This window comes from Pseudomonas lactucae (assembly GCF_036688725.1).
GTDB lineage: Bacteria > Pseudomonadota > Gammaproteobacteria > Pseudomonadales > Pseudomonadaceae > Aquipseudomonas > Aquipseudomonas lactucae.
The window spans coordinates 29843-54204 of the sequence record NZ_JAQQPT010000001.1 but is presented as its reverse complement, the minus strand read 5'-3'; the positions used below and the strand labels follow the sequence as shown (position 1 = coordinate 54204).

The window sequence follows — 24362 nt, the reverse complement described above, 5'->3', positions numbered from 1 at the left end:
GGATAGCAGGTTACTGGTTCTCGCCACGTTCGCGGGCAATGGCGCGGTAGCCGATGTCGGTGCGATAGAAGCAGCCTTTCCAATCGATTTTCGCGGCCAGTGCGTACGCCTGTTGTTGCGCAGCGTCGACACTGGCGCCCATGGCGGTGGCGCACAGCACACGGCCACCGGCGGTCACGACCTTACCATCCTTGAGCGCGGTGCCCGCATGGAACACTTTGCCTTCCAGCGACGCCGCCGCATCCAGGCCTTCAATCACATCGCCCTTGGCGTAGTCGGCAGGGTAACCGCCGGCCGCCAGCACGATGCCAACGCTCGGACGCGGGTCCCACTGCGCTTCGACTTTGTCCAGGGCCTGGGCCAGGGCGGCTTCCACCAGCAGCACCAGGCTCGATTGCAGGCGCAGCATCACCGGTTGGGTTTCCGGGTCGCCGAAGCGGCAGTTGAACTCGATGACCTTCGGGTTACCGGCCTTGTCGATCATCAGGCCGGCATAGAGGAAACCGGTGTACACATTGCCTTCATCGGCCATGCCGCGCACGGTTGGCCAGATCACCAGGTCCATTACGCGTTGATGCACTTCGCTGGTGACCACCGGGGCAGGGGAGTAGGCGCCCATGCCGCCGGTGTTCGGGCCGCTGTCGCCGTTGCCGACGCGCTTGTGGTCCTGGCTGGTGGCCATCGGCAGGACGTTCTTGCCGTCGACCATCACGATAAAGCTGGCTTCTTCGCCGTCGAGGAACTCCTCGATCACCACGCGCGAACCGGCATCGCCAAAGGCATTGCCGGCGAGCATGTCGCGCACGGCGTCTTCGGCTTCCTGCAAGGTCATCGCGACGATCACGCCTTTACCGGCGGCCAGGCCATCGGCCTTGATCACGATCGGCGCACCTTTTTCACGCAGGTAAGCCAGGGCCGGCTCGATCTCGGTGAAGTTCTGGTAGTCGGCGGTCGGGATCTTGTGGCGTGCCAGGAAGTCCTTGGTGAATGCTTTGGAGCCTTCCAGCTGCGCGGCACCGGCGGTTGGGCCGAAGCAGTCCAGGCCGCGGCTGCGGAACAGGTCCACGACGCCGGCTACCAACGGCACTTCCGGACCGACGATGGTCAGGGAAACGTTTTTCTCGGCAAAATCCGCAAGCTGCTCCAGAGCCAATACGTCGATGGCGACGTTTTCGCACTTGGCTTCAATCGCGGTACCAGCGTTGCCGGGGGCGACGAAAACTTTTTGGACGCGCGGGTCCTGGGCAACTTTCCAGGCCAGGGCGTGTTCACGGCCACCGCTGCCAATAATCAAAACATTCATTTCAAAAACCTCAAATTCTGTAGGCGCTGCTAGGGCGCTTTATGTGGGAGGGGGCTTGCTGTGGCGAGGGAGCTTGCTCCCGTTCGACCGCGTAGCGGTCGCCAGCTTTTGGGGGCGCTTCGCACCCCAGCGGGAGCAAGCTCCCTCGCCACAAAAACCGGGTCCCACATTTCTATTGCGTCGGATCAGTGGCGGAAATGGCGCATGCCGGTGAAGACCATGGCGATGCCGGCTTCATCAGCAGCAGCAATCACTTCAGCATCGCGCATCGAGCCGCCCGGTTGGATCACGGCAGTCACACCGGCCTTGGCGGCGTTGTCCAGGCCATCACGGAACGGGAAGAAGGCGTCGGACGCCATCACCGAACCCGCCACCTGCAAACCGGCGTGCTCAGCCTTGATCGCGGCGATACGCGCCGAATTCACGCGGCTCATCTGGCCGGCGCCGACACCGATGGTCTGGCGGTTCTTGGCGTAGACGATGGCGTTGGATTTAACGTATTTGGCCACTTTCCAGGCGAAGATCAGGTCGTGGATCTCTTGCTCGGTCGGAGCGCGCCGGGTCACGACTTTCAGGTCTTCACTGCCGATCATGCCGATGTCGCGGCTCTGTACCAGCAAGCCGCCATTGACGCGTTTGTAGTCCCAGGCAGCGGCGCGGTCAGCCGACCATTCGCCGCAGGCCAGCAGACGCACGTTGGCTTTTGCGGCAACGATGGCGCGGGCTTCTTCACTCACGCTCGGTGCGATGATCACTTCAACGAATTGACGGTCGACGATGGCCTTGGCGGTTTCGGCATCCAGCTCACGGTTGAAGGCAATGATGCCGCCGAAGGCCGATTCGGTATCGGTGGCGTAGGCCAGTTCGTAGGCCTGGCGAATGCCGCCTTCAGCGTCCGGGCTCACGGCCACGCCGCACGGGTTGGCGTGCTTGACGATCACGCAGGCCGGCTTGACGAAGCTCTTCACGCATTCCAGTGCGGCGTCGGTGTCGGCTACGTTGTTGTAGGACAGTTCCTTGCCTTGCAGTTGGGTCGCCGTGGCGATGCCGACTTCGGCCGGTTTTGCCTCCACATAGAACGCCGCGCTCTGGTGCGGGTTCTCGCCGTAGCGCATTTCCTGGGCCTTGACGAACTGGCTGTTGAAAGTGCGCGGGAACTGGCTGCGGCCTTCCGTGCTCAGGGTTTCGGCGGCCTGGTTCACGGTGCCCATGTAGTTGGCGATCATGCCGTCGTAGGCGGCAGTGTGTTCGAACGCCTTGAGCATCAGGTCGAAGCGCTGGGCGTAGGTCAGGCCGCCGGCTTTCAGGCTTTCGAGCACTTGGGTGTAGTCGCTGGCGTTGACCACGATGGCCACGTCTTTGTGGTTCTTGGCTGCCGAGCGAACCATGGTCGGGCCGCCGATATCGATGTTTTCGATGGCGGTCGGCAGGTCACAGCCTGGCTTGTTGATGGTGGCTTCGAACGGGTACAGGTTGACGGCCACCAGGTCGATCGGCTTGATGCCGTGCTCGTTCATGATGGCGTCGTCGATACCGCGACGACCGAGGATGCCGCCGTGGATTTTCGGGTGCAGGGTCTTGACCCGACCGTCCATCATTTCTGCGAAACCGGTGTAGTCCGCGACTTCTACTGCGGCCACGCCATTGTCCCGCAGCAGTTTGAAGGTCCCGCCCGTGGAGAGGATTTCCACACCCAGGGCTTCCAGCTCCCGGGCAAATTCGAGGATGCCGGTCTTGTCGGAAACGCTGATCAAGGCGCGGCGGATCGGCAGGCGGGTAGTCTGGTCGGTCATTTCAATTTCCATCAAAAGCAAAGGAGTCAGCAAAAAAGGCGACCGGTTTTACGCGGGCGCCTTTCTGGTTTGATTGAATGCTTACAGCAAATCGTATTGCTTGAGCTTTTTGCGCAACGTGCCACGGTTGAGGCCCAGCAGCTCACTGGCTTTGGTCTGGTTGCCCTTGACGTAGTTCATCACGCTTTCGAGCAGGGGCGCCTCGACTTCGGAGAGCACCAGGTTGTACACGTCCGTGACGGAAGCGCCCTCAAGGTGGGCGAAATAATTGTGCAGCGCCTTCTCGACACTCCCGCGAAGGGTCTGGCCTTCTTCGCTCGGCGTGTTCAGGTGCTGTTTCAAATTGACGTTGTCGCTCACGGGTGTTGTTCCACTCACTAAAGTCTCGGTCATCATCGTCATGCGGCCACCCCTTGTCCGTCCCCTGCTCTCAGGCTCTTGTCTCGTTCGGCAAAGAACTCACGAACGGCGGCGACCTGTGCTTGCGTTTCATCCAAACGATTGAACCCGGCGCGAAACTCCCTGGCGCCCGGCAGGGTTGCGAGATACCAACCCACATGCTTGCGAGCAATGCGCACGCCCATCACATCCCCATAGAAAGTGTGAAGGGCAGCCAGATGCTCAAGCAGAATACGTTCCACCTCGAACAGCTCCGGTGCCGGCAGGGTTTCACCGGTACGCAGAAAGTGCTCGATCTCACGAAAAATCCACGGTCGCCCTTGAGCGGCCCGGCCGATCAACAGGCCATCGGCACCGGTGGCGTGCAGCACGCGCCGGGCTTTTTCAGCTGAATCGATGTCGCCATTGGCAAATACCGGCATCGACACGGCCTGCTTGATGGCGGCAATGGTGTCGTATTCGGCTTCACCTGTGTACAGATCGGCGCGAGTGCGGCCATGCACTGCCAGCGCTGTAATGCCTGCCTGTTCGGCGATCTTCGCCACCGTCAGGCCGTTCTTGTTGTCCCGGTCCCAGCCGGTACGAATCTTCAGGGTGACCGGCACATCCACTGCGGCGACAACGGCCTGCAGGATCTCGGCAACCAATTGCTCATCCTTCAACAGGGCGGAACCGGCGGCCTTGTTGCAGACCTTCTTGGCCGGGCAGCCCATGTTGATGTCGATGATCTGCGCGCCCAGCTCCACATTGGCCCGGGCCGCATCCGCCAGCATTTGCGCATCACCGCCGGCGATCTGTACCGAGCGGGGCTCGGGATCACCTTCGTGGATCATGCGCATCCGCGACTTGCGGGTGTTCCACAAGCTCATGTCGCTGGTGACCATTTCCGAGACTACAAGACCCGCGCCCAAACGTTTGCACAGCTGACGAAAGGGCTGGTCGGTGACGCCCGCCATCGGGGCGAGAATCAAGCCGTTCTGCAATGTGTATGGGCCGATGCGTACCGCCGACATAGGACTTCCCTGTTGTGGGGCCGGATCATTAGAGTTCGAAAAAGGGTTGGCATGATACCCGCTCTCGATGACTGGATAAAGGCTGAATTGGATAAAATCTGAACAGTTATTTCTTTATCGCCGCTGGTTTGGTTGTGCCGCGCGCAGTCAACAATCTGCCGCCAAACCCTTGTACATAAGCCGATTCACTCGGGCGAGTGGAAGGTCAGGCTGTAATTCACGGCTTTATTGCCTGGGTCGAGGATGTCCAGGGAAATATGGATCGGCGTTTGTGATGGCATTTCGCTGACTCCGGCCAGCTCGCCGCTGAGGTATTCGGCCGGCTTGAAGCGACGACTGGCGATCAGCCCGCCGTTGATGTCGGCAAAACGCAGCTCCAGCAACGGGAAGGGCTGGGAGAACGTCGCGCGGTTATAGATGATCGCGTCCACCACCAGCGCCCCGGCAAACTCCGGGTGGCTGCGCACCACCAGGTTACTGCTCTTTATGTGGGCGATATCGACCCGCGATGGCACGGTGCAGCCCAGCGTGGGGCACAGTTGCTGGAACCACGGGCGATAGGCGTCCTGGCGAGCCAGGTCGTCGAATTGATAGGCAATATACTGACCTGCCAGGCCGGCGGCGGCGATCAGTACCAGTAATAGCCAGATCAGGCGGCGACCCCAGCTCGACGGGCGCTTTTGCGCGTAAAGGTGCAGCGGATCGTCTTCCAGGTCCTGCAGCAGGTCGTCGTGTTCGCTGGCAGGCGCGCGCAATCGCTTGCGGCGCTGCTGGGGGTGTTCTTCGGGCTCCGTGTCGTCCGCGTCTACCGCCACGGGGGTGACGGGCGGGTCGACGGGTTCATCGCCAAGGGTTGCCCGCATCGGCGGTTCGTCGTCGATATCGTCGATATCGTCGACGTGAAGCGACATGGACGGTTCGGTGCGCTGCCGTGTCGCAGGGGCCTTGGTCGGTTCCGGCTCGTCTTCGACTACGTGGGTGCGTTCTTCAGGCGGTTCGCTGAACAGGCTGGCGGCCCATTTTTCCTCTTCGGCCTTGACCGTATCGCGGCTGGCGCTGAGGGCATCTTCCTTCTGTCGACGGTCGGAACCCGCTTGGCGACGCTCTGTGCCGGCCGGCTGCGTATGCTGGATCTCGCGGCGCTCCAGCTTGGCAAGTTCTACGTCCAGGTCCAGGTTGTCCAGGTCCAGTTCTTCGGCAGTCCACTGTTTCTGGCTGATCGCCCGCTGTGCCTGGGGCGCCGTCTCGGGCGCAGGTTCAGCCGCCGCCGGCTGCTCGGGTGCGGGCGCGTGGGCGCGCTGCTCCAGCAACTGGCGAGCGGCATTGAACACTTGCAGGCACGAGCCGCAACGCACCACGCCGCGGGCCACGCTCAACTGGGCATGGTTGACGCGGAAACGGGCTTGGCAATGCGGGCACTGGGTGACGAAACTGTCGGTCATGCGGCCATCCGATTCAGGCAAGCGCTCATTCTAGCGCCGACGACCGCTGATGCGTACCCAGCCATCGCGGTTGGCGATCGGGTCCAGCTCGAAATCCCTGGCATAGGCGGCGGCAACCTCTTCACCTTGCTCGGCGAGAATGCCCGACAGCGCCAGACGGCCGCCCGGCTTGACCAGGCTCGACAACTGCGGCGCCAGGGAGACCAGCGGCCCGGCGAGGATATTGGCCACCAGCACATCAGCCTGTACCTGGGGCAGGTCCTCAGGCAGGTAGAGTGGGAATTTTCCTTCGGGGATGTGGTTGCGCCCGGCGTTGTCGCGGGAGGCTTCCAGCGCCTGCACGTCGATATCGGTGCCCACGGCTTCCTTGGCGCCCAACAACAGCGCAGCAATCGCCAGGATCCCCGAGCCGCAGCCGAAATCCAGCACGTGGCTGTCGGTCAGGTCCTGGCCGTCCAGCCATTCCAGGCACAGTGCGGTGGTGGGGTGGGTGCCGGTGCCGAACGCCAGGCCCGGGTCGAGCAGCAGGTTGACTGCGTTTGGCTCGGGAGCAGTGTGCCAGCTCGGCACGATCCACAGGCGCTGGCCGAAACGCATCGGTTGGAAATTGTCCATCCAGCTGCGTTCCCAGTCCTGGTCTTCGATCACTTCGCTGTGATGCTCGGGCAGCGGGCCGCCGGTGAGCAACTCCATATGGGCCAGCACGGCGGCGGCGTCGGTGCCGTCTTCGAACAGGGCCAGCAGGTGGGTGTGGGACCACAGCGGGGTGGTATTGAGTTCGGGTTCGAAAATCGGCTGGTCTTCAGCGTCCATGAAGGTCACTGAAACAGCGCCCACTTCGAGGAACGCGTCTTCGTAGGTTTCGGCTTGTTCTGGGCTGATGGCGAGACGGACTTGCAGCCAAGGCATGGCGGGCACCTTTGAAAAGAATGAGTCTGCAGCGGGGAGGGGCTGCGAAAGGGCGCAAGTTTACGCGAGCGAACGGCAGAAGACGACACTGCTGACTGCACGCCCGTCAAATGTGGGAGGGGGCTTGCTCCCGATTGCTGGGTGTCGGTCAATACATCTGCTGTCTGACACACCGCTATAGGGAGCAAGCCCCCTCCCACATTTGGACCTTATACATTCATAAAAAACGCTACCCACAAACAACAAAACCGCCCGAAGGCGGCTTTGTTGGGTGGAGCACTTACTGATTGGCCAGCTTGTGTTCCAGGTAGTGAATGTTCACACCACCTTCGCAGAAGCCTTCATCACGAACCAGGTCCCTATGCAGCGGGACGTTGGTCTTGATGCCGTCGACCACGATTTCGTCCAGGGCGTTGCGCATGCGGGCCATGGCCTCGTCGCGAGTGGCGCCCCAGGTGATCAGCTTGCCGATCAGCGAGTCGTAGTTGGACGGTACCTTATAGCCGCTGTACAGGTGCGAATCGACGCGAACGCCGTTGCCGCCCGGGGCATGGAAATGCTTGACCAGGCCTGGGCTCGGCATAAAGGTTTTCGGGTCTTCGGCGTTGATCCGGCACTCCAGGGAGTGGCCGTGAATCTTCACGTCGTCCTGGGTGAAGGACAGCACGTTGCCGGCGGCGATGCTGAGCATCTCCTTGACGATGTCGATACCGGTGACCATCTCCGAAACCGGATGCTCTACCTGCACACGAGTGTTCATCTCGATGAAGTAGAAACGACCGTTCTCGTAGAGGAACTCGAAGGTACCGGCGCCACGGTAGCTGATGTCGATGCACGCCTTGACGCAGCGAGCGAGGACTTCCTGGCGAGCGGTTTCGTCCAGGCCCGGTGCCGGCGCTTCTTCCAACACCTTCTGGTGACGGCGTTGCAGCGAGCAATCACGGTCGCCCAGATGGATGGCATGGCCCTGGCCGTCGGACAGTACCTGCACTTCCACGTGGCGTGGGTTGGTCAGGTATTTTTCCAGGTAGACCATCGGGTTGCCGAACCAGGCGCCGGCTTCCGCACGGGTCTGCTTGGCGGCTTCGATCAGGTCTTCTTCCTTGTGCACCACACGCATGCCACGACCACCACCGCCGCCGGCGGCCTTGATGATCACCGGGTAACCGACTTCGCGACCGATGCGCAGGGCGGTTTCCTCGTCTTCAGGCAGTGGGCCGTCGGAACCTGGAACGGTTGGCACGCCGGCCGCGATCATGGCGTCCTTGGCCGACACCTTGTCGCCCATCAGGCGAATGGTCTCGGCTTTCGGGCCGATGAAGGCGAACCCGGATTTTTCCACCTGTTCGGCGAAATCGGCGTTTTCCGCGAGGAAGCCGTAGCCTGGGTGGATGCCATCGGCGCCGGTCACTTCTGCCGCGGCGATGATGTTCGGGATGTTCAGGTACGAGTTCGAGGCCAGTGGCGGGCCGATGCAGATGCTCTCGTCCGCCAGTTTCACGTGCATCAATTCGGTATCGGCCGTCGAGTAAACAGCGACGGTCTTGATGCCCTCTTCCTTACAGGCGCGCAGGATCCGCAGCGCGATCTCGCCGCGGTTGGCGATCAGGACTTTTTGCAGTTTCTTCGCAGGTTTCAACATCGATGGCGCTCCGCGGTTCAAACGATGGTGAACAGCGGCTGGTCGTACTCAACCGGCTGACCGTTTTCTACCAGGATGGATTCGATGGTGCCGGCTTTTTCAGCGGTGATGTGGTTCATCATCTTCATCGCTTCAACGATGCAGATGGTGTCGCCCACTTTCACGGCCTTGCCGACTTCAACGAAGGCGGGCGAGCCCGGCGCCGGGGTGCGGTAGAAGGTACCGACCATTGGCGACTTGACCACGAAGCCGTTCAGCGCAGGCGCTGCTGGAGCGGCAGGCGCTGCGGCAGCTGGAGCGGCGGCGGCAGGCGCGGCAGGGGCTGGAGCCGGTGCTTGCATCTGCGGTGCGTAGAACTGTTGGGCCGGGGTCTTGCTGTGGCGGCTGATCCGTACGGACTCTTCGCCTTCCTTGATTTCCAGCTCGTCGATACCGGATTCTTCCAGCAGTTCGATCAATTTCTTAACTTTACGGATATCCATGAATCATCAACTCCCAAGGGTCGGTCAGGGGCGTTTAGCCTGTTCTTCAAGCTGTTCCAGGGCGGCCTCCAGGGCCAGTCGGTAACCGCTGGCGCCAAGGCCGCAGATCACTCCTACCGCTACGTCGGAGAAGTAAGAGTGATGGCGGAAAGGTTCGCGTTTGTGCACGTTCGATAAATGCACTTCGATGAATGGGATGCTCACCGCCAGCAGCGCGTCACGTAATGCAACGCTTGTGTGCGTAAAAGCGGCGGGATTGATCAGGATAAAGTCCACGCCTTCGCCGCGCGCGGCATGGATGCGATCAATCAATTCGTACTCGGCGTTACTTTGCAGATAGAGCAGATGGTGGCCGGCTTCACGCGCCCGTCGTTCCAGATCGAGGTTGATCTGATCCAGGGTCACTGCCCCGTAGACGCCCGGTTCACGGGTGCCGAGCAGGTTCAGGTTGGGTCCGTGAAGAACCAGTAAGGTCGCCATCGGCTGTTCCTTGTTATTGATGGGAGTACGGCAGAACCCGGCGACTATGCCGCAAAGCCTTTGTGACTGTCCAGTTCTATGCAGTAGGCCGCACGATTAGCGAGGATTGCGCGAAATTTGTGACTAGGGGGCGGGATCCGGTCATGGGTAATACGCCCTTCAATCCCCTGTAGATCAAATATGATTTTGGATCTTCATGAGGCAGGTCAGACGCGGAAGGCCTGCACGGCCGTATTGAGCTGCCCACCCAGCACCAACAGGTGCTCGCCCTGGCGGCGCCCCTCGCCGATGCGCAGCAAATTATCTTCACCCAGCTGGTGAATCCGTTCGCTGTTGTCGCGAATTTCGCTCACGGCGCCGCTCTGCTGCGCGGTCACGTCGGCAATTCGCACCGCCGTGTCGGAAATCGTCTGGATGGCCCCGACAATTTCGTCCAGCGCGCCGTCCGCCGCCTGGGCTTGCTGGGCGGTGGCCTCGGCGTGTTCGACCTGGGCGCGCATGCCTTCCACCGATTGGTGGGCAGCGGTTTGCAAACCCGTGATCAACCCCTGGATTTCGGCGGTGGCGCCAGCGGTGCGTTGGGCCAGTGTGCGTACTTCGTCGGCGACCACGGCAAAGCCGCGTCCCGCTTCACCGGCGCGCGCGGCTTCAATCGCCGCATTGAGTGCCAGCAGGTTGGTCTGGTCGGCAATCGAGCGAATCACCGTGAGCACGCCGCCGATGGTGGCGGACTCGGCGGCGAGTTTCTCGATCATCTGTGCGTTTTGCTGCACTTCGCCCACCAGTGCATGCAGGCCGGTAAGGCTCAAGCCGATCACCCGTTGGCCTTGTTCCACGGCCTGGCCCGCGCTGCGGCTGGCACCGGCGGCCTGGCTGGCATCGCCGGCCACTTGCTGGATGGTGGCTTCCAGTTCGCCCAGGGAGTCGCGAATCTGCGCGGTATCCCCGGCCTGGCGCTCGGCGCCGTCGTGCAAGCCACTGCTCAGTTCAGCGAGGGCGCGACTGCTGCCGGCCACTTCCTGGGCGTTGCCGCGAATGGTGCCCACCAGATCCACCAGATAGGCACGCAAGCGGTTGAGGGAGGCTTCGATGTCGTGCAGTTCGCGGTTGGTCTTGCCCAGGGCGATCGGCTGGCTGAAGTTGCCTTCACCCCAGGTCGACAAGGCCGGCGCCAGGTTGGTCAGCACGCGCGCCAGGCGCCGTTGCAAGGTGTCGATCAACAGCGCAATCAACAGGATCAGGCCGATCATCACGCCCTGCATCAGGCGCACTTCGCCCTGAATAATGGCGTGTTGTGCACGCACCACCGGCTCAAGAGCGGCGATGGCCTGTTGCACCGCATTGATTTTCAGATGGGTGGCGGCGGCCAGGTCGGCGCGTTTTTGGATCTGCTCGCGAGTACGCTTGAGTTCGGCGGGGTAGCGGGTCAGCAAGCTGTTGAGTTCGCGCTTGAGATCGACGCCGGTGTCCTGGGTTTCGGCTTTTTCGCTGTTTTCCAGGCCCATCAGGGCGGAAAAATCGTCGGTGCTGGATTCGGTACTGGCTTTGACGCCGAGCAAAGGCAGTTGCTCCAGCAGGTCAGCCTGGCTGCGGATACTGCCGACTTCGCGCTCCACGTCGGCGGCCAGTTCCGCGCGTCCGCTGCTCACCAGTTTGTCGCGGGCCAGGGACAGCTTGCCCAGATGCTGGGACGCGGCCAACAACGGCGGCAGATAACGCGCTGCTTCGGGGGTGTTCACGCCCATGGCGTATTGGCTCAATTGCTCCAGGTTCGCGCTCAGTTCACGTTCGGCTTGCACCAACAGGGCTTGCGGGTCGCCGGCCAACTTGCCGGCGGCGAGCAGGTCGGTTTTGCTGAAGGCGTCCAGGTCCACCAGGCTGGGGCGCAGGTTTTGCGTCAGCTCGGCGGGCAATTCATCCAGGTGCTGCAGCAGGCTTTCCAGGCTTTGGCTGGCGCCGCTCAAGCGCAGGGCGTCGCCGCTGGCCAGGTAGTCGTCGATATTGCGCGCGGCCTGGTTCTGGAAACTCTGCGACAGCCCCAGGTAGCGCTCCATCAACAAATACGGGCGTTCCAGCGCGCGTTGCGACCACCACAGCGTCGCCCCGAGTGCCAGGCACACGGCCACCAGCAGAAGGGTATTGAGATTGGTCAGCAGCTTCAGGCGCATGCGTGGTTTCAACCGACAGCAAAAGATAAGTGCCTGAAGTTATTGCGTTTCCATTACAGCGTTATGACGGAGTCAGTGGATTCTGGTGAAAAGGTGGCACTCTGCCTTGATGTGCGTGCGGCTTGTACGCGATTGCGTCCTGCGCCCTTGGCGCGGTACAGCGCTTCGTCCGCCTGAGCGGCCATCATCAAGCTATCGGAGTCATCGCACAGCTCCACCAGCCCGGCGCTGAAGGTGCACCACAAATCCTGGGGCTGGGCCGGGTAATGAATTTCGGCGAAGCGCCCACGAATCTCATCCAGCACCTTGCAGGCCGACTCCAAGTCGGTGTCGGGCATCACGATGGCGAATTCTTCGCCGCCGTAGCGCCCGATGTAGTCGGTCTTGCGCAGCCGCTGCTTGAGGAACAGCGCCAGGCTCTTGATCACGCGGTCGCCCATGGGGTGGCCGTGGCTGTCATTGACGCGCTTGAAGTGATCGATATCGAGCATGGCAAAGCTCAGCGGCTTGTTCTCGCGGCGTGCGCGGAAGCTGCAGTCTTCGAGCAGTTGCAGGATATGGGTGTGGTTGTACAACCCGGTCAGGCTGTCGCGCACCATGCGCGCCTTGAGATGGCGGGCGCGGGCCGCGCGGTTGCGCACGGTGGTGATCAGATGGCGCGGCTTGATGGGCTTGGTGAGGAAGTCGTCGCCGCCCTCACTCATGGCGTCCAGTTGTTTATCCAGGTCATCTTCGGCCGACAGATAGATGATCGGCACGCTCACATAGCGATCATTGTGCCGAATCACTTTGGCCAACTCGGTACCGGTACACGCCGGCATATACATGTCGAGGATGATCAGGTCGGGCTGGAAATCCGCCAGCTCGGCCATGGCCTGGATCGGCTCGATCAGGGTGCGGGTGACGATGCCGGCGCTGTTGAGCAGCCGCTCGGTGTGCAGCGCCTGGGCCCGCGAGTCGTCGATGATCAATACTTTATAGGGTTCGTACTGGGCGACGCAGGTCAGCACCTCGATCTTTTCCAGCAGGCTGGAGGCTTCCAATGTGCCAGTAAGGAACTCCTGGCCGCCCGCGCGCACGGCGGCCAGGCGGGTCGGGGTGTCGGTTTCATGCAGGCTGAAAAACAGCAGCGGCAGCTTGTGTTCCAGGCCTTCCTGGGCTTCGGCGGCAAGCTTGAGGCCCAGGCCCGCACCGCAGAAGTCCACATCCATCACAATCACCGAGGGCAGGCGCTCGGCCATCGACGCGCGAAACGCCGCCACGCTGTCCAGCGACTGGGCGCTCATGCCAAAGAATTCCAGTTGCTTGGCCAGGCGCTCGGCGCGGTCGTGATCGGCCAGCATCACGTAGATCGGCTTGCGCATCGGCGGCAGGAAGGTTTGTTCCAGCTGGTCGCCCTGACGCAGGCCGGTACGGGACAGGCGCTGCATCAAGCGGTTGAGTTCGGTGATCAGTTGGCTGCTCAGGCGCCCGCGATTTTCGTCCACGGCCTTGAGCGATTCACCGATATGGCGCGCCAGCTGGCCGTGCTCGGGTTGTTCGAAACGCTCGGCAAAGCGCAGCAGGCGCAGATTGGCTTCGCTGAGTTCGCAAAGGTCGGTGTTCGACCATTCGCTGCGTTGCAGGCGCTGCCAGATCTCAAGAATTTGACGTGCCTGATGAATTACCCGCTGGGCAAAATGCTGCTTGAGGCGCTCGCGGCTGGGGTCTTCTGGCTCGGTCATATCCTGACTACTAGTGAGGGTGCATGCAGAGGTCGAACTGATGGCTCTATGCTAGCACCTCTTTTCGATCGTATGAGTGTCATACATCAATTAACTGTGAGGCCCTGGCATTCAGTTAATGACCTGATGGTCACGCAGCGTAAAAAGCGTGCATCCTTTATAGTCGAACTTCCCGCACGCGCCAGTTTGATGAAAAGCCCCGCATTGGCTGGCACGATGGGGTAGGGTTGCTGTCGGAGTGTGTGAACGCACGCCGCCCGTTGAAGTGCATGAACTCAAGTGATTGAAAGGATATCGCCATGCTGGACTGGAAAAACCGCGCAGGCAGTACCAAAGGCCCCGCCCCCGAGCCCAAGTCGGCCAACCGCAGCTATTTTCGTACTCTGCTGATGAGCCGAGCGGTGCTCAGCGTCCTCGGCCTGTACCTGTTGGTCACCGGCGCCCTGGGCTGGTACTGGAGCGAAGAACCGGCGCTGTTCCCGGTCCAGCAAAACGCGCAAATTGCGGCCGAGAAGGAAGGCAAGCAAATGGTGGTGGGCTACACCACCGTCGAAACCCTCAAGACCGTGGTCGGCACCTTGCTGAACAAACCCGGTGGCTATATCTCCAACGACCGTTTCCCGCCAGGCCTGTGGATGGACAACATGCCGAGCTGGGAATACGGCGTGCTGGTGCAGGTCCGCGACCTGACCCGCGCCCTGCGTAAAGACTTTGCCCGCTCCCAGTCGCAGTCGGCCGAAGACGCCGATTTGGCCAAGGCCGAGCCGCGTTTCAACTTCGACAACAAAAGCTGGGTGCTGCCCTCCAGCGAGTCGGAATACCAGGAAGGCATCAACTCCCTGAGCCGCTACGAAGCGCGCCTGTCCGACCCGAACCAGCGCGGCGCGCTGTTTTATGCGCGTGCCGACAACCTGAACAACTGGTTGGGCGATGTCGCCACCCGTTTGGGTTCGTTGTCCCAGCGCCTGTCGGCCAGCGTGGGTCGAGTCAAGCTGAACACCGCGCTGAAAACCGAGGCGCTGGCGCCGGGCGAAGTGCCGCAGGTCGATGAGGAAGTGGTGGAAACCCCATGGATGCAGATCGACAACGTGTTCTACGAAGCCCGTGGCCAGGCGTGGGCCCTGTCGCATCTGCTGCGTGCCATCGAAGTCGACTTTGCCGACGTACTGGCCAAGAAAAACGCCACGGTCAGCGTGCGCCAGATCATTCGTGAGCTGGAGGCCTCGCAGGAGCCGGTGTGGAGTCCTATGATTCTGAATGGCAGTGGCTTCGGTGTACTGGCGAACCACTCGCTGGTGATGGCCAATTATATTTCCCGGGCCAACGCTGCAGTGATCGATTTGCGTCAGCTCCTCAACCAGGGTTGATGATGGACGCTACTCAACGGGAGGCCGCCCACCGCGCGGCCTCCGATGCGGAACTGATCTGCTGGGTCGACGCTCAGGACAACCTGCTCGGGCACCTTGTCAGGTCCGACCTGCGCCGGCGCGGCCTGATTGGCCGTTGCACCTTTATCTTCCTGTTCAACTCCAAGGGTGAGCTGTGTGTGCATCGGCGCACCTTGAGCAAGGCGTTGTATCCCGGTTTCTGGGATACGGCGGCCGGCGGGATGGTGGCGGCGGGGGAGAGCTACGCCGAGTCGGCGGCCCGTGAGCTTGAAGAAGAACTAGGCGTCAGCGGGGTGGTCTTGAACGAACATGACCACTTCTTCTTTGAAGACGGCGACAGCAGGCTGTGGTGCAAGTCTTACTCTGCCGTATGGGACGGGCTACTGTGCCTGCAACCGGAAGAAGTCATGGAGGCGCGCTTTTTACCGATTGAAACGATCTTGAGCGAGGCGCGGCAAAAGCCTTACTGCCCGGACGCTCAAGAGGGCTTGCGACGCTATCTGGCGTTACGTCGCTAAAGTTGCATGAAATGGCGCCATTTGGCCCTTAGCAACTTCGCTTTTTGCCGTTACACTGCGCCACTTTTCATCCCCCTAGAGGATTGCCGGTGGCCAAGAAAGCCGCATCCTTCGCCGCCCTTGGTGGCCTGGTATTTTCCACTGACGCAGGTCGACACTGCCCGGACTGCCGTCAGCCCGTGGATTCGTGCACCTGCAAACAGACACTGATCCCCGAAGGCGACGGTATTGCCCGCGTGCGACGCGAGAGCAAGGGCCGTGGCGGCAAGACGGTGACCACCATCACCGGCGTGCCGCTGCCAGAGGACGCGCTCAAGGAATTGGCCACCACGCTGAAAAAGCGCTGTGGCACCGGTGGCGCGTTGAAAGATGGTGTCATCGAGATCCAGGGCGATCACGTCGAACTGCTGTTGGCCGAGCTGATCAAGCTCGGTTACAAGGCCAAGAAGTCCGGCGGCTGAAGGCCTCTTCCCAACCTGTGTCTAAACTCTGTCCTGCAAGTGGGGTCTCACCTTCTTACAGGCAAATCGTCATTTTCATTCTTTAGACTGCGCCAGCCTCGAACGAGAGGTGGCGCCTTCGCCTTCATTTATAGGGGACTTCGATGTCCGTACGACGCACACGCAAAGACGATGGCAGCCAATGGACAGTTGCGGACAGCCGCAGTGTTTACGGGATTCGCCATTGGGGGGCCGGGTATTTTGCGATCAATGAAGCCGGTCGCGTTGAAGTCCGTCCGAACGGCCCGAACAGCACGCCGGTCGATCTGTACGAGCAAGTCGACCAACTGCGTAAAAGCGGCCTGTCGCTGCCGCTGCTGGTGCGCTTTCCCGACATCCTGCAAGACCGTGTACGCCAGCTGACCGGCGCCTTCGATTCGAACATCGAGCGCCTGGAATACCAGAGCAAGTACACCGCGCTGTACCCGATCAAAGTGAACCAACAGGAAGCGGTGATCGAAAACATCATCGCTACCCAGAACGTGTCCATCGGCCTGGAAGCCGGTTCCAAGCCTGAGCTGCTGGCCGTGCTGGCCCTGGCGCCGAAGGGCGGCACCATTGTGTGCAACGGTTACAAGGACCGTGAATTCATCCGCCTGGCGCTGATGGGCCAGAAGCTCGGCCACAACGTGTTTATCGTGATCGAGAAAGAATCCGAAGTCGGCCTGGTGATCGAAGAGGCCGCGAGCCTCAAGGTCAAGCCGCAGGTCGGCCTGCGCGTGCGTTTGTCGTCCCTGGCGTCGAGCAAGTGGGCGGACACCGGTGGCGAGAAATCCAAGTTCGGCCTGTCGGCGGCGCAGTTGCTGTCGGTGGTCGAGCGCTTCCGCGCTGCCGGCCTGGACCAGGGCATCCGCCTGCTGCACTTCCACATGGGCTCGCAGATCGCCAACCTGGCCGACTACCAGCACGGGTTCAAGGAAGCCATCCGTTATTACGGCGAGTTGCGCAACCTCGGCCTGCCGGTGGACCACATCGACGTCGGTGGCGGCCTGGGCGTGGACTACGACGGGACTCACTCGCGCAACGCCAGCTCGATCAACTACGACATGGACGACTACGCTGGCGTGGTCGTGGGCATGCTCAAGGAGTTCTGCGATGCGCAGAGCCTGCCGCACCCGAATATCTTCTCCGAAAGCGGTCGTTCGCTGACTGCCCACCACGCCATGCTGGTGGTGCAGGTTACCGACGTCGAGAAACACAACGACGAAATCCCAAAGATCGAAAACAAGGAAAGCCTGCCGGAAACCGTGCAGTGGCTGGTGGACCTGCTCGGCCCGACCGACATCGAAATGGTCACCGAAACCTACTGGCGCGCGACCCACTACATGAGCGACGTGGCCACCCAGTACGCCGACGGCAAGCTGACCCTGGCCGAAAAAGCCCTGGCCGAACAGTGTTACTTCGCGGTATGCCGCCGCCTGCATAACTCGTTGAAAGCCCGCCAGCGCTCGCACCGCCAGGTGCTGGACGAACTCAATGACAAGTTGGCCGACAAGTACATCTGCAACTTCTCGGTGTTCCAGAGCCTGCCGGACACCTGGGCGATCGGCCAGGTGCTGCCGATTCTGCCGCTGCACCGCCTCGACGAAGAACCGTTGCGTCGCGCCGTGCTGCAAGACCTGACCTGCGACTCCGACGGCAAGATCAAGCAATACGTCGACGAGCAGAGCATCGAAACCAGCCTGCCGGTACACGCCTTGAACGAGGGTGAAGACTACCTGCTGGGCATCTTCCTGGTGGGCGCCTACCAGGAGATTCTGGGCGACATGCACAACCTGTTCGGTGACACCGACTCGGTGAACATCTACCAGCGTGAGGATGGTTCGGTGTACAGCGCCGGGATCGAGACCCACGACACCATCGAAGACATGCTGCGCTACGTGCACTTGTCGCCGGAGGAGTTGATGACTCACTACCGTGATAAGTGCGCCAGCGCGAAGATCAGTGCCAGTGAGCGCACCCAGTTCCTGGATGCGTTGCGCCTTGGCTTGACCCGCTCCTCCTACCTGTCCTCATAAAAAATGTGGGAGGGGGCAAGCCCCCTCCCACATTGGATTGCATTTCTTCAGTTAACGCCCAGCCAAAGCCCCTGCCGATTCAGGCGCCAGGCAATCGCCCACAGGGTCAGGCTGCGTACCGCCATGAACAGCAGGAAGGTTATCCACAGCCCGTGGTTACCCAGCTCCTGCAACCCCCACGCAACCGGCAACACCAACAGCACCGTCAGCACCATCCCATTGCGCATTTCCCGTGCGCGCGTTGCGCCGATAAACAAGCCATCGAGCAAATAACTCCACACCGCAATCAACGGCAGTACCGCGAGGTAAGGCAGGTAAATGTCCGCCGTTTCGCGCACGCTGGGAATATCGGTTTGCATGGCGATAAACAGGTGCCCGCCAAAGGTGAACAGCAGGGCGAAACCGAGGCTGGCGATCAGTGACCAACCACAAGCCACTACCAATGATCGCCTTAACGCGTGGCGATCATGTGCGCCGATGGCGTGACCGCACAGCGCTTCAACTGCGTGGGCCAAGCCGTCCAGTGCATGCGCGGTCAGCAACAGGCCGTTGAGCAACAGCGCATTGGCGGCGACGGTGGCATCCCCCAGCCGCGTGCCCTGCACCGTGATCATGAAAAACACCGACTGCAATGCCAGGCTGCGGATAAAAATATCGCGGTTCACCGCCAGCAGCGGGCGCCAGCTTTGCCACCGCTTCAGCGCAACCCAGGCGATGTGTCCGGGATAGGCGCGCAGGGCGTTTTGCGTGAGGGCCAGGCCGAGCAGGGCGCCGGTCCATTCGGCGATCACCGAGGCGCGGGCGGAGCCGACCACGCCCCAGTCCAGTCCGAGGACGAACCACAGGTTCAGGGCGATGTTGACCAGGTTGGTCGTCAGCAGGATCGCCAGCGGCGCGCGGGCGTTCTGCGTGCCGAGGAACCAGCCGACCAGGGCATAGCTGGCCAGCGCCGCGGGCAGGCCGAACAGGCGAGTGTGGAAGAAGTCGCGGGTCAGCAGGTTCAGTGCAGGCGAAGGCTGCATCCATTCCAGGGCCAGGTGGCTCAGGGGAATGCCCACGGTGCCGAGCAGCAGCGCCAGGCCCAGCGCCAACAGCAAACCTTGCAGCAGGATTTGCCGCAATGCCGCGCCGTCATTGCGCCCGGCGGCCTGGGCGGCGAAACCGGTGGCGCCCATGCGCAGAAACCCCATGGCCCAGGCGAGAAAGGTATACAGGCTGGCCCCGACGGCCACAGCGCCCAGCTGATGGGCATGAGGCAGGTGACCGATGACCATGCTGTCGACCAGGGCCACCAGCGGCACCGAGATATTCGACAGGATCATCGGCGCAGCCAACGCCCATACACGGCGGTGGGTGGGGCGGTGGCGCCAGTCGGTGAGTAAGGTGGGCATGCGGGCTCCTTCGGGGGAGCGGCATTGTAACTGTCCATCAGCTACGCAGTAGAACCAATGTGGGAGGGGCAAGTCCCCCTCCCTCATTTTGATCTTCAGAGGCTGTGGGATTTGTCTTGGCTTCAGGCTCATCCAGAACAAAACCACCCTCCGTCGGTCAATGTGACCAGCGCCACATCGGCTGTGCCGGCGCTGATATATAGTTCACACCCCCGGTTCCCTCTGACGATGAGTGCCCCATGCTTAACAAAGGACTGTTCCTCGCCTGCGCGCTGGCCCTGCTGAGTGCCTGCGATTCTTCCGACAAACCGGCTGCCCCCACAGCGCCTGCGGCGGCCACGACCGCCACACCGAAACCGGTCAAGGCGGCGGTGGATGTGGCGGCGTTGAAGCAGCGTTACGCCGGGCGTGAGTTGAGCGTGGTGGACGTGTCCGAGGTGCAGTTGGACGGCGCCAGCACCTTGTCGGTGAGTTTTTCCATTCCCCTGGACCCTGATCAGAAATTCGCCGACAAACTGCATCTGGTGGACAGCAAGTCCGGCAAGGTCGACGGCGCCTGGGAACTGTCCGATAACCTGATGGAACTGCGCCTGCGCCATCTCGAACCGCAGCGCAAACTGGTGCTGACGGTGGACGCCGGGGTCAAGGCGGTCAACGATAACAAGCTCGCCGCCGAGTACACCGCCCGCCTGGAAACCCGCGACCTGCAAGCCACCGTCGGCTTCGCCAGCCGTGGCACGCTGTTGCCCACGCGCCTGGCCGAAGGGCTGCCGGTGATCGCGCTGAACGTCGACAAGATCGACGTCGAATTCTTCCGCATCAAGCCCGAATCGCTGCCGTCATTCCTGGCGCAATGGGGGCGCAATACCAGCTTGCAAAGTTATGAGTCCCGCGAATTGCTGCCGCTGGCCGATCTGGTCTACGGCGGCCGTTTCGACCTGAACCCGGCACGCAACACCCGCGAAACCCTGTTGCTGCCCATCGCCGGCCTCAAGCAACTGCAGCAGCCGGGCGTGTATCTGGCGGTGATGCGCGCCTCGGGCACCTACAACTATTCGCAACCGGCCACGCTGTTTACCTTGAGTGATATCGGCCTGTCGGTGCACCGCTACGCCAATCGCCTGGATGTGTTTACCCAGGCCCTGGACGGCGGCAAGGCGCTGGATGGCGTGGACCTGGAAGTGCTAGATGCCGACGGCCGCGTCGTGGGCCAGGGCAAGACCGAGAAGGGCGGCCACGCCGAGTTGCCGTTGCCGAAAAAAGCCCAGGTGCTGTTGGCCAAGCAGGGCGAGCAGACCAGCCTGTTGCGCCTCGACAGCGCCGCGTTGGACCTGGCTGAGTTCGATATCGGCGGCCAGCCGTCGCACCCGCTGCAATTTTTTGTGTTCGGTCCACGAGACCTGTATCGCCCCGGCGAAACCGTGCTGCTCAATGCGCTGCTGCGCGACAAGGACGGCAAGGCGGTCAAGCCGCAACCGGTGAGTGTCGAAGTGCGCCGCCCGGACGAACAGGTCAGCCGCAAGTTCGTGTGGGACGCCGACGCGTCCGGCCTCTATCAATACTCACTGCAACTGGCCGGCGAAGCACCGACCGGGCGCTGGCAGCTGGTGTTTGACCTGGGCGATGGCAAGCCGCAGCTGTATGAATTCCTCGTCGAAGACTTCCTGCCCGAGCGTCTGGCGCTGGAACTCAAGGGCAGCGACACGCCGCTGAGCCCGGCGGATAACCCAGTGATTCAGGTCAACGGGCGCTACCTGTACGGCGCGCCGGCTTCCGGCAATCGGGTCAGCGGGCAAGTGTATGTGCGGCCGTTACGTGAGGCGGTCAAGGCCTTGCCGGGTTACCAGTTTGGTTCCGTCACCGAAGAGGAGCTGAGCCAGGATTTCGAACTGGACGAGAGCGTACTGGACGCCAAGGGCCAGGAAAATCTGACCCTGGAAAGCAAATGGACCGAGGCCAAGTCGCCGCTGCAACTGATCGTGCAGGCCAGCCTGCAGGAGTCAGGCGGGCGGCCGATCACTCGGCGCCTGGTGCAGCCGATCTGGCCGGCCGAGCGGTTGCCGGGCCTGCGTGGGCTGTTTGACGGCACTGAAACCAATGGCGATGGCCCGGCGGAATTCGAAGTGCTGCTGGCCAACCCGGACGGGCAGAAACTCGCCGCGCAGAACCTCAAGGTGCGCCTGGTTCGTGAGCGTCGCGATTACTACTGGAACTACTCGGACAGCGACGGCTGGAGCTATCACTACAACGAGAAATTCCTCAACCTCGACGAGCAGACCTTGAACATCAAGGCCGGCGACACCGCCAAGGTCAGCTTCCAGGTGGAGTGGGGGCCGTACCGCGTGGAAGTCGAGGACCCGCAGACCGGTTTGGTCAGCAGCCTGCGTTTCTGGGCCGGTTACCAGGCCCAGGACAACACCGAAGGCGGTGCCGTGCGCCCCGATCAGGTCAAGCTGGGGCTGGATAAACCGGCGTATGGCGACGGCTATACCGCCAACGTCACCGTCACGCCGCCCGCCGCCGGTAAAGGTTACCTGTTGGTGGAGTCCGCCGAAGGGCCGTTGTGGTGGCAGGAAATCGACGTGCCGGCCGAAGGCAAAAGCTTTGCGGTCAAGCTCGACCCGAAATGGTCGCGCCATGACTTGTACGTGAGTGCGCTGGTGATTCGTCCCGGCGAGCGCAAAGCCAATATCACCCCCAAACGGGCGGTGGGCCTGCTGCATCTGCCGTTGGACCGTACCCAGCGCAAGCTCGGCGTGACCCTCACCGCGCCGGAAAAAATGCGCCCCAAACAACCGTTGACGGTGAAAGTGGCGGCCAAAAATGCCGACGGCAGCGTACCCAGGCAGGTGCATGTGCTGGTCGCGGCAGTGGACGTGGGCATCCTCAATATCACCGAGTACCCGACGCCCGATCCCTACTCCAGCCTGTTCGGCCGCAAGGCCTATGGTGTGGACCAGTTCGATATCTACGGCCAGTTGATCGAAGCCGGTCAGGGCCGCCTGGCCAGCCTGGCCTTCGGTGGTGACGCGGCATTGGCCAAGGGCGGCAAGCGCCCGGACACCAGCGTGACCATCGTCGCCCTGCAAAGCGCGCCGGTGACCCTGAACGACAAAGGCGAGGGCGAAGTCAGCGTCAATATCCCTGACTTCAACGGCGAACTGCGCCTGATGGCCCAGGCTTGGAGCGATGATCGCTATGGCATGGCCGAAGCCAAGACGGTGATCGCCGCGCCGCTGATCGCCGAGCTGTCGGCGCCGCGTTTCCTGGCGGGCGGAGACCAGACCACCCTGGCGCTGGACCTGTCCAACCTGTCGGGCAAGGCGCAGAAACTGGAGGTACAACTGAGTGCCGACGGCCAGTTGGAGCTGGTCAACAGTGCCGCGCAAACCGTTGAACTCAAGCAAGGCCAGCGCACCACGTTGCGCATCCCGGTCAAAGCCTGGGGCGGTTTGGGCCAGGGCAAGGTGAAGGTGACAGTTAACGGGCTGGACCTGCCGGGTGAAAACCTGCCGCCGTTCAGCCGTGAATGGACCTTGGGCGTGCGCCCTGCCTACCCGGCGCTGCTCAAGCATTACCGCGCGGTGCTTAAAAGCGAACCGTGGAACTTGCCTGCCGGAACCCTTGATCAATTCGATACCTCGGGGCGCGAAGCGCTGTTGAGTCTGTCGAGCCGGCCGCCGCTGAATCTCGGGGCACAGATCAAAGCGCTCAAGGCGTACCCTTACGGTTGCCTGGAGCAGACCGCCAGCGGCCTCTATCCCTCCTTGTATGCCGATGACGCGTTGCTCAAGCGCCTGAGCATCAAGGGCGAGCCGGATGCCGAGCGTAAACGCAAGATCGAGCTGGGCATCGAACGCCTGTTGGGCATGCAGCGCTACAACGGCAGCTTCGGTTTGTGGGGCGCCGATGGCGAAGAAGAGTATTGGCTGAGCGCCTATGTCACCGACTTCCTGTTGCGCGCCCGCGACCAGGGCTTCGCCGTGCCGCCTGAAGCGCTGAAGAAGGCCAGCGAACGCCTGTTGCGGTATGTGCAGGAGCGCAACCTGATCGAGGTTGATTACAGCGACAACGCCGAACACACGCGCTTTGCCGTGCAGGCCTATGCAGGCATGGTGTTGGCGCGCAGTCAGCAGGCGCCGTTGGGCGCGTTGCGCAGTATTTTCGAGCGGCGCAGCGACGCGCGTTCCGGGTTGCCACTGGTGCAGTTGGCGATCGCCCTGCAAAAGATGGGCGACCAGCCACGCGCGGACCAAGCGTTGCAGGCCGGTCTGGCGGCGCAGCGCAGCGCCAAGGAATGGCTGGCCGACTATGGCAGCCCGCTGCGGGACCAGGCGATGATCCTGGCCTTGCTGGAAGAGAATGACTTGGCCAAGGGCAAGCGCGAGGAACGTTTGTTCAGCCTGTCGGACCAGTTGGCGGCCAGCCCGTACCTGTCGACCCAGGAACGCAATTCGCTGTTCCTTGCCGGGCGGCTTGGGTTTGCCCAGCCTGAGGCGAGCTGGCAGGTGTCGCTGACTGGCAGCGGCGGCGTGCGTGAGTTGAACAACCAGCAATCGACGCTGCAACTGGACGACAAACTGCTGTCCAGCGACTTGAGCCTGGGCAATCAAGGCGATACGCCGGTATACCAACAACTGACGATCTCGGGCTATCCGCAGGTGCCCCCGGCACCGGGTGGCGACAACCTGAGCATCCGCCGCGAATACCTGGGCATGAACGGCCAGCCGCTGAACCTGCGCAACCTCAACAGCGGTGACCTGGTACTGGTGCATCTGGCGGTCAGTGCCAAGCAGCGTGTGCCGGATGCCTTGGTGGTCGACCTGCTGCCCGCCGGCCTGGAACTGGAAAACCAGAACCTGGCGCAAAGCGCCGCCAGCCTGGAAAACGCCAGCAGCCAAGTGAAGGAGTGGCGCGAGTCGATGCAGAACGCGGCGCTCAAGCATCAGGAGTTCCGCGATGACCGTTATGTGGCGGCGATCAACCTGGAGAGCGATGGCACCACGCACCTGCTGTACCTGGCGCGTGCTGTGACGCCAGGCACTTACCGCGTGCCGCCGCCGCAGGTGGAGTCGATGTACCGGCCGAACTGGCAGGCGGTGGGGGAAACGCCGGCGGACCTGGTGATCAAGGGCCGCTGATAATTCAGTTTGGAATGAAGATGAATGTGGGAGGGGGCAAGCCCACTCCCA

At 62.0% G+C, this 24362-nt stretch carries 16 protein-coding genes and 1 pseudogene; 5 read left to right on the top strand and 12 right to left on the bottom strand.

Translation table 11 applies throughout. From position 1 onward, the window contains the following. Positions 1–10: 10 nt before the first annotated feature. The 11 genes and pseudogenes from purD to V6M90_RS00190 all read right to left on the bottom strand — a co-directional run bounded on the left by purD (position 11) and on the right by V6M90_RS00190 (position 13355). Complete coding sequence (gene purD / locus V6M90_RS00240) at positions 11–1303, bottom strand: phosphoribosylamine--glycine ligase (protein ID WP_003171470.1); 1293 nt, start codon at positions 1301–1303, stop codon at positions 11–13. A gap of 185 nt (positions 1304–1488) precedes the next feature. Continuing rightward, a complete protein-coding gene (gene purH / locus V6M90_RS00235; RefSeq protein ID WP_141063003.1) occupies positions 1489–3096 on the bottom strand; it encodes a bifunctional phosphoribosylaminoimidazolecarboxamide formyltransferase/IMP cyclohydrolase in 1608 nt (535 codons plus the stop codon). A gap of 81 nt (positions 3097–3177) precedes the next feature. After that, positions 3178–3498, bottom strand: coding sequence for a DNA-binding transcriptional regulator Fis (fis, locus tag V6M90_RS00230; protein WP_002555375.1), 321 nt, complete (start codon positions 3496–3498; stop codon positions 3178–3180). Then, on the bottom strand, positions 3495–4508 hold the full coding sequence (dusB, locus tag V6M90_RS00225) for a tRNA dihydrouridine synthase DusB (protein WP_141063002.1): 1014 nt from the start codon (positions 4506–4508) through the stop codon (positions 3495–3497). Before dusB ends, fis begins: the two co-directional genes overlap by 4 nt. Positions 4509–4693: 185 nt before the next feature. Next, positions 4694–5950 (bottom strand): DUF3426 domain-containing protein, encoded by a 1257-nt coding sequence (locus tag V6M90_RS00220; protein ID WP_003171478.1) that lies wholly within the window; start codon positions 5948–5950, stop codon positions 4694–4696. Positions 5951–5980: 30 nt separating this feature from the next. Further along, positions 5981–6859 (bottom strand): 50S ribosomal protein L11 methyltransferase, encoded by an 879-nt coding sequence (gene prmA, locus V6M90_RS00215; RefSeq protein WP_332845924.1) that lies wholly within the window; start codon positions 6857–6859, stop codon positions 5981–5983. A 280-nt stretch (positions 6860–7139) separates the two neighbouring features. Further along, the gene (gene accC / locus V6M90_RS00210; RefSeq protein WP_003171480.1) at positions 7140–8501 is read right to left on the bottom strand and encodes an acetyl-CoA carboxylase biotin carboxylase subunit; all 1362 of its coding nucleotides are present in this window, start codon (positions 8499–8501) and stop codon (positions 7140–7142) included. A gap of 17 nt (positions 8502–8518) precedes the next feature. Further along, entirely contained in the window at positions 8519–8983 is a 465-nt protein-coding gene (gene accB / locus V6M90_RS00205; protein WP_141063000.1) for an acetyl-CoA carboxylase biotin carboxyl carrier protein, read from the bottom strand. A gap of 24 nt (positions 8984–9007) precedes the next feature. Next, positions 9008–9463, bottom strand: a complete 456-nt coding sequence (aroQ, locus tag V6M90_RS00200; RefSeq protein WP_003171482.1) for a type II 3-dehydroquinate dehydratase — start codon at positions 9461–9463, stop codon at positions 9008–9010. A gap of 206 nt (positions 9464–9669) precedes the next feature. Next, a pseudogene (locus tag V6M90_RS30025) lies at positions 9670–10185 on the bottom strand (methyl-accepting chemotaxis protein); the annotation flags it as partial. Positions 10186–11684: 1499 nt separating this feature from the next. Then, positions 11685–13355, bottom strand: coding sequence for a response regulator (locus V6M90_RS00190; RefSeq protein ID WP_003171484.1), 1671 nt, complete (start codon positions 13353–13355; stop codon positions 11685–11687). Between the two features lie 389 nt (positions 13356–13744). On the opposite strand from V6M90_RS00190, the gene V6M90_RS00185 reads away from it, so the two are divergent. From V6M90_RS00185 to speA, 4 genes are all read left to right on the top strand, one after another. Next, a complete protein-coding gene (locus V6M90_RS00185) occupies positions 13745–14722 on the top strand; it encodes a DUF2333 family protein (RefSeq protein ID WP_370694842.1) in 978 nt (325 codons plus the stop codon). A gap of 2 nt (positions 14723–14724) precedes the next feature. Next, positions 14725–15261 (top strand): NUDIX hydrolase, encoded by a 537-nt coding sequence (locus tag V6M90_RS00180; RefSeq protein ID WP_003171487.1) that lies wholly within the window; start codon positions 14725–14727, stop codon positions 15259–15261. 89 nt (positions 15262–15350) lie between these two features. Next, a complete protein-coding gene (locus tag V6M90_RS00175) occupies positions 15351–15722 on the top strand; it encodes a translation initiation factor Sui1 (RefSeq protein ID WP_042944123.1) in 372 nt (123 codons plus the stop codon). A gap of 143 nt (positions 15723–15865) precedes the next feature. After that, complete coding sequence (speA, locus tag V6M90_RS00170) at positions 15866–17779, top strand: arginine decarboxylase (RefSeq protein WP_003171491.1); 1914 nt, start codon at positions 15866–15868, stop codon at positions 17777–17779. A gap of 47 nt (positions 17780–17826) precedes the next feature. Here the strand turns inward: speA and V6M90_RS00165 are convergent, their stop codons facing one another. Continuing rightward, positions 17827–19170, bottom strand: a complete 1344-nt coding sequence (locus V6M90_RS00165) for an MATE family efflux transporter (RefSeq protein WP_332845922.1) — start codon at positions 19168–19170, stop codon at positions 17827–17829. A gap of 239 nt (positions 19171–19409) precedes the next feature. On the opposite strand from V6M90_RS00165, the gene V6M90_RS00160 reads away from it, so the two are divergent. Next, positions 19410–24311, top strand: a complete 4902-nt coding sequence (locus tag V6M90_RS00160; RefSeq protein ID WP_332845921.1) for an alpha-2-macroglobulin family protein — start codon at positions 19410–19412, stop codon at positions 24309–24311. Positions 24312–24362: the final 51 nt, after the last annotated feature.

Coding starts and splice junctions, on each gene's coding strand:
- purD (WP_003171470.1), bottom strand. CDS start 1,303: ATGAATGTTTTGATTATTGGCAGCGGTGGCCGTGAACACGCCCTGGCC.
- purH (WP_141063003.1), bottom strand. CDS start 3,096: ATGACCGACCAGACTACCCGCCTGCCGATCCGCCGCGCCTTGATCAGC.
- fis (WP_002555375.1), bottom strand. CDS start 3,498: ATGACGATGATGACCGAGACTTTAGTGAGTGGAACAACACCCGTGAGC.
- dusB (WP_141063002.1), bottom strand. CDS start 4,508: ATGTCGGCGGTACGCATCGGCCCATACACATTGCAGAACGGCTTGATT.
- V6M90_RS00220 (WP_003171478.1), bottom strand. CDS start 5,950: ATGACCGACAGTTTCGTCACCCAGTGCCCGCATTGCCAAGCCCGTTTC.
- prmA (WP_332845924.1), bottom strand. CDS start 6,859: ATGCCTTGGCTGCAAGTCCGTCTCGCCATCAGCCCAGAACAAGCCGAA.
- accC (WP_003171480.1), bottom strand. CDS start 8,501: ATGTTGAAACCTGCGAAGAAACTGCAAAAAGTCCTGATCGCCAACCGC.
- accB (WP_141063000.1), bottom strand. CDS start 8,983: ATGGATATCCGTAAAGTTAAGAAATTGATCGAACTGCTGGAAGAATCC.
- aroQ (WP_003171482.1), bottom strand. CDS start 9,463: ATGGCGACCTTACTGGTTCTTCACGGACCCAACCTGAACCTGCTCGGC.
- V6M90_RS00190 (WP_003171484.1), bottom strand. CDS start 13,355: ATGACCGAGCCAGAAGACCCCAGCCGCGAGCGCCTCAAGCAGCATTTT.
- V6M90_RS00185 (WP_370694842.1), top strand. CDS start 13,745: ATGAGCCGAGCGGTGCTCAGCGTCCTCGGCCTGTACCTGTTGGTCACC.
- V6M90_RS00180 (WP_003171487.1), top strand. CDS start 14,725: ATGGACGCTACTCAACGGGAGGCCGCCCACCGCGCGGCCTCCGATGCG.
- speA (WP_003171491.1), top strand. CDS start 15,866: ATGTCCGTACGACGCACACGCAAAGACGATGGCAGCCAATGGACAGTT.
- V6M90_RS00165 (WP_332845922.1), bottom strand. CDS start 19,170: ATGCCCACCTTACTCACCGACTGGCGCCACCGCCCCACCCACCGCCGT.
- V6M90_RS00160 (WP_332845921.1), top strand. CDS start 19,410: ATGCTTAACAAAGGACTGTTCCTCGCCTGCGCGCTGGCCCTGCTGAGT.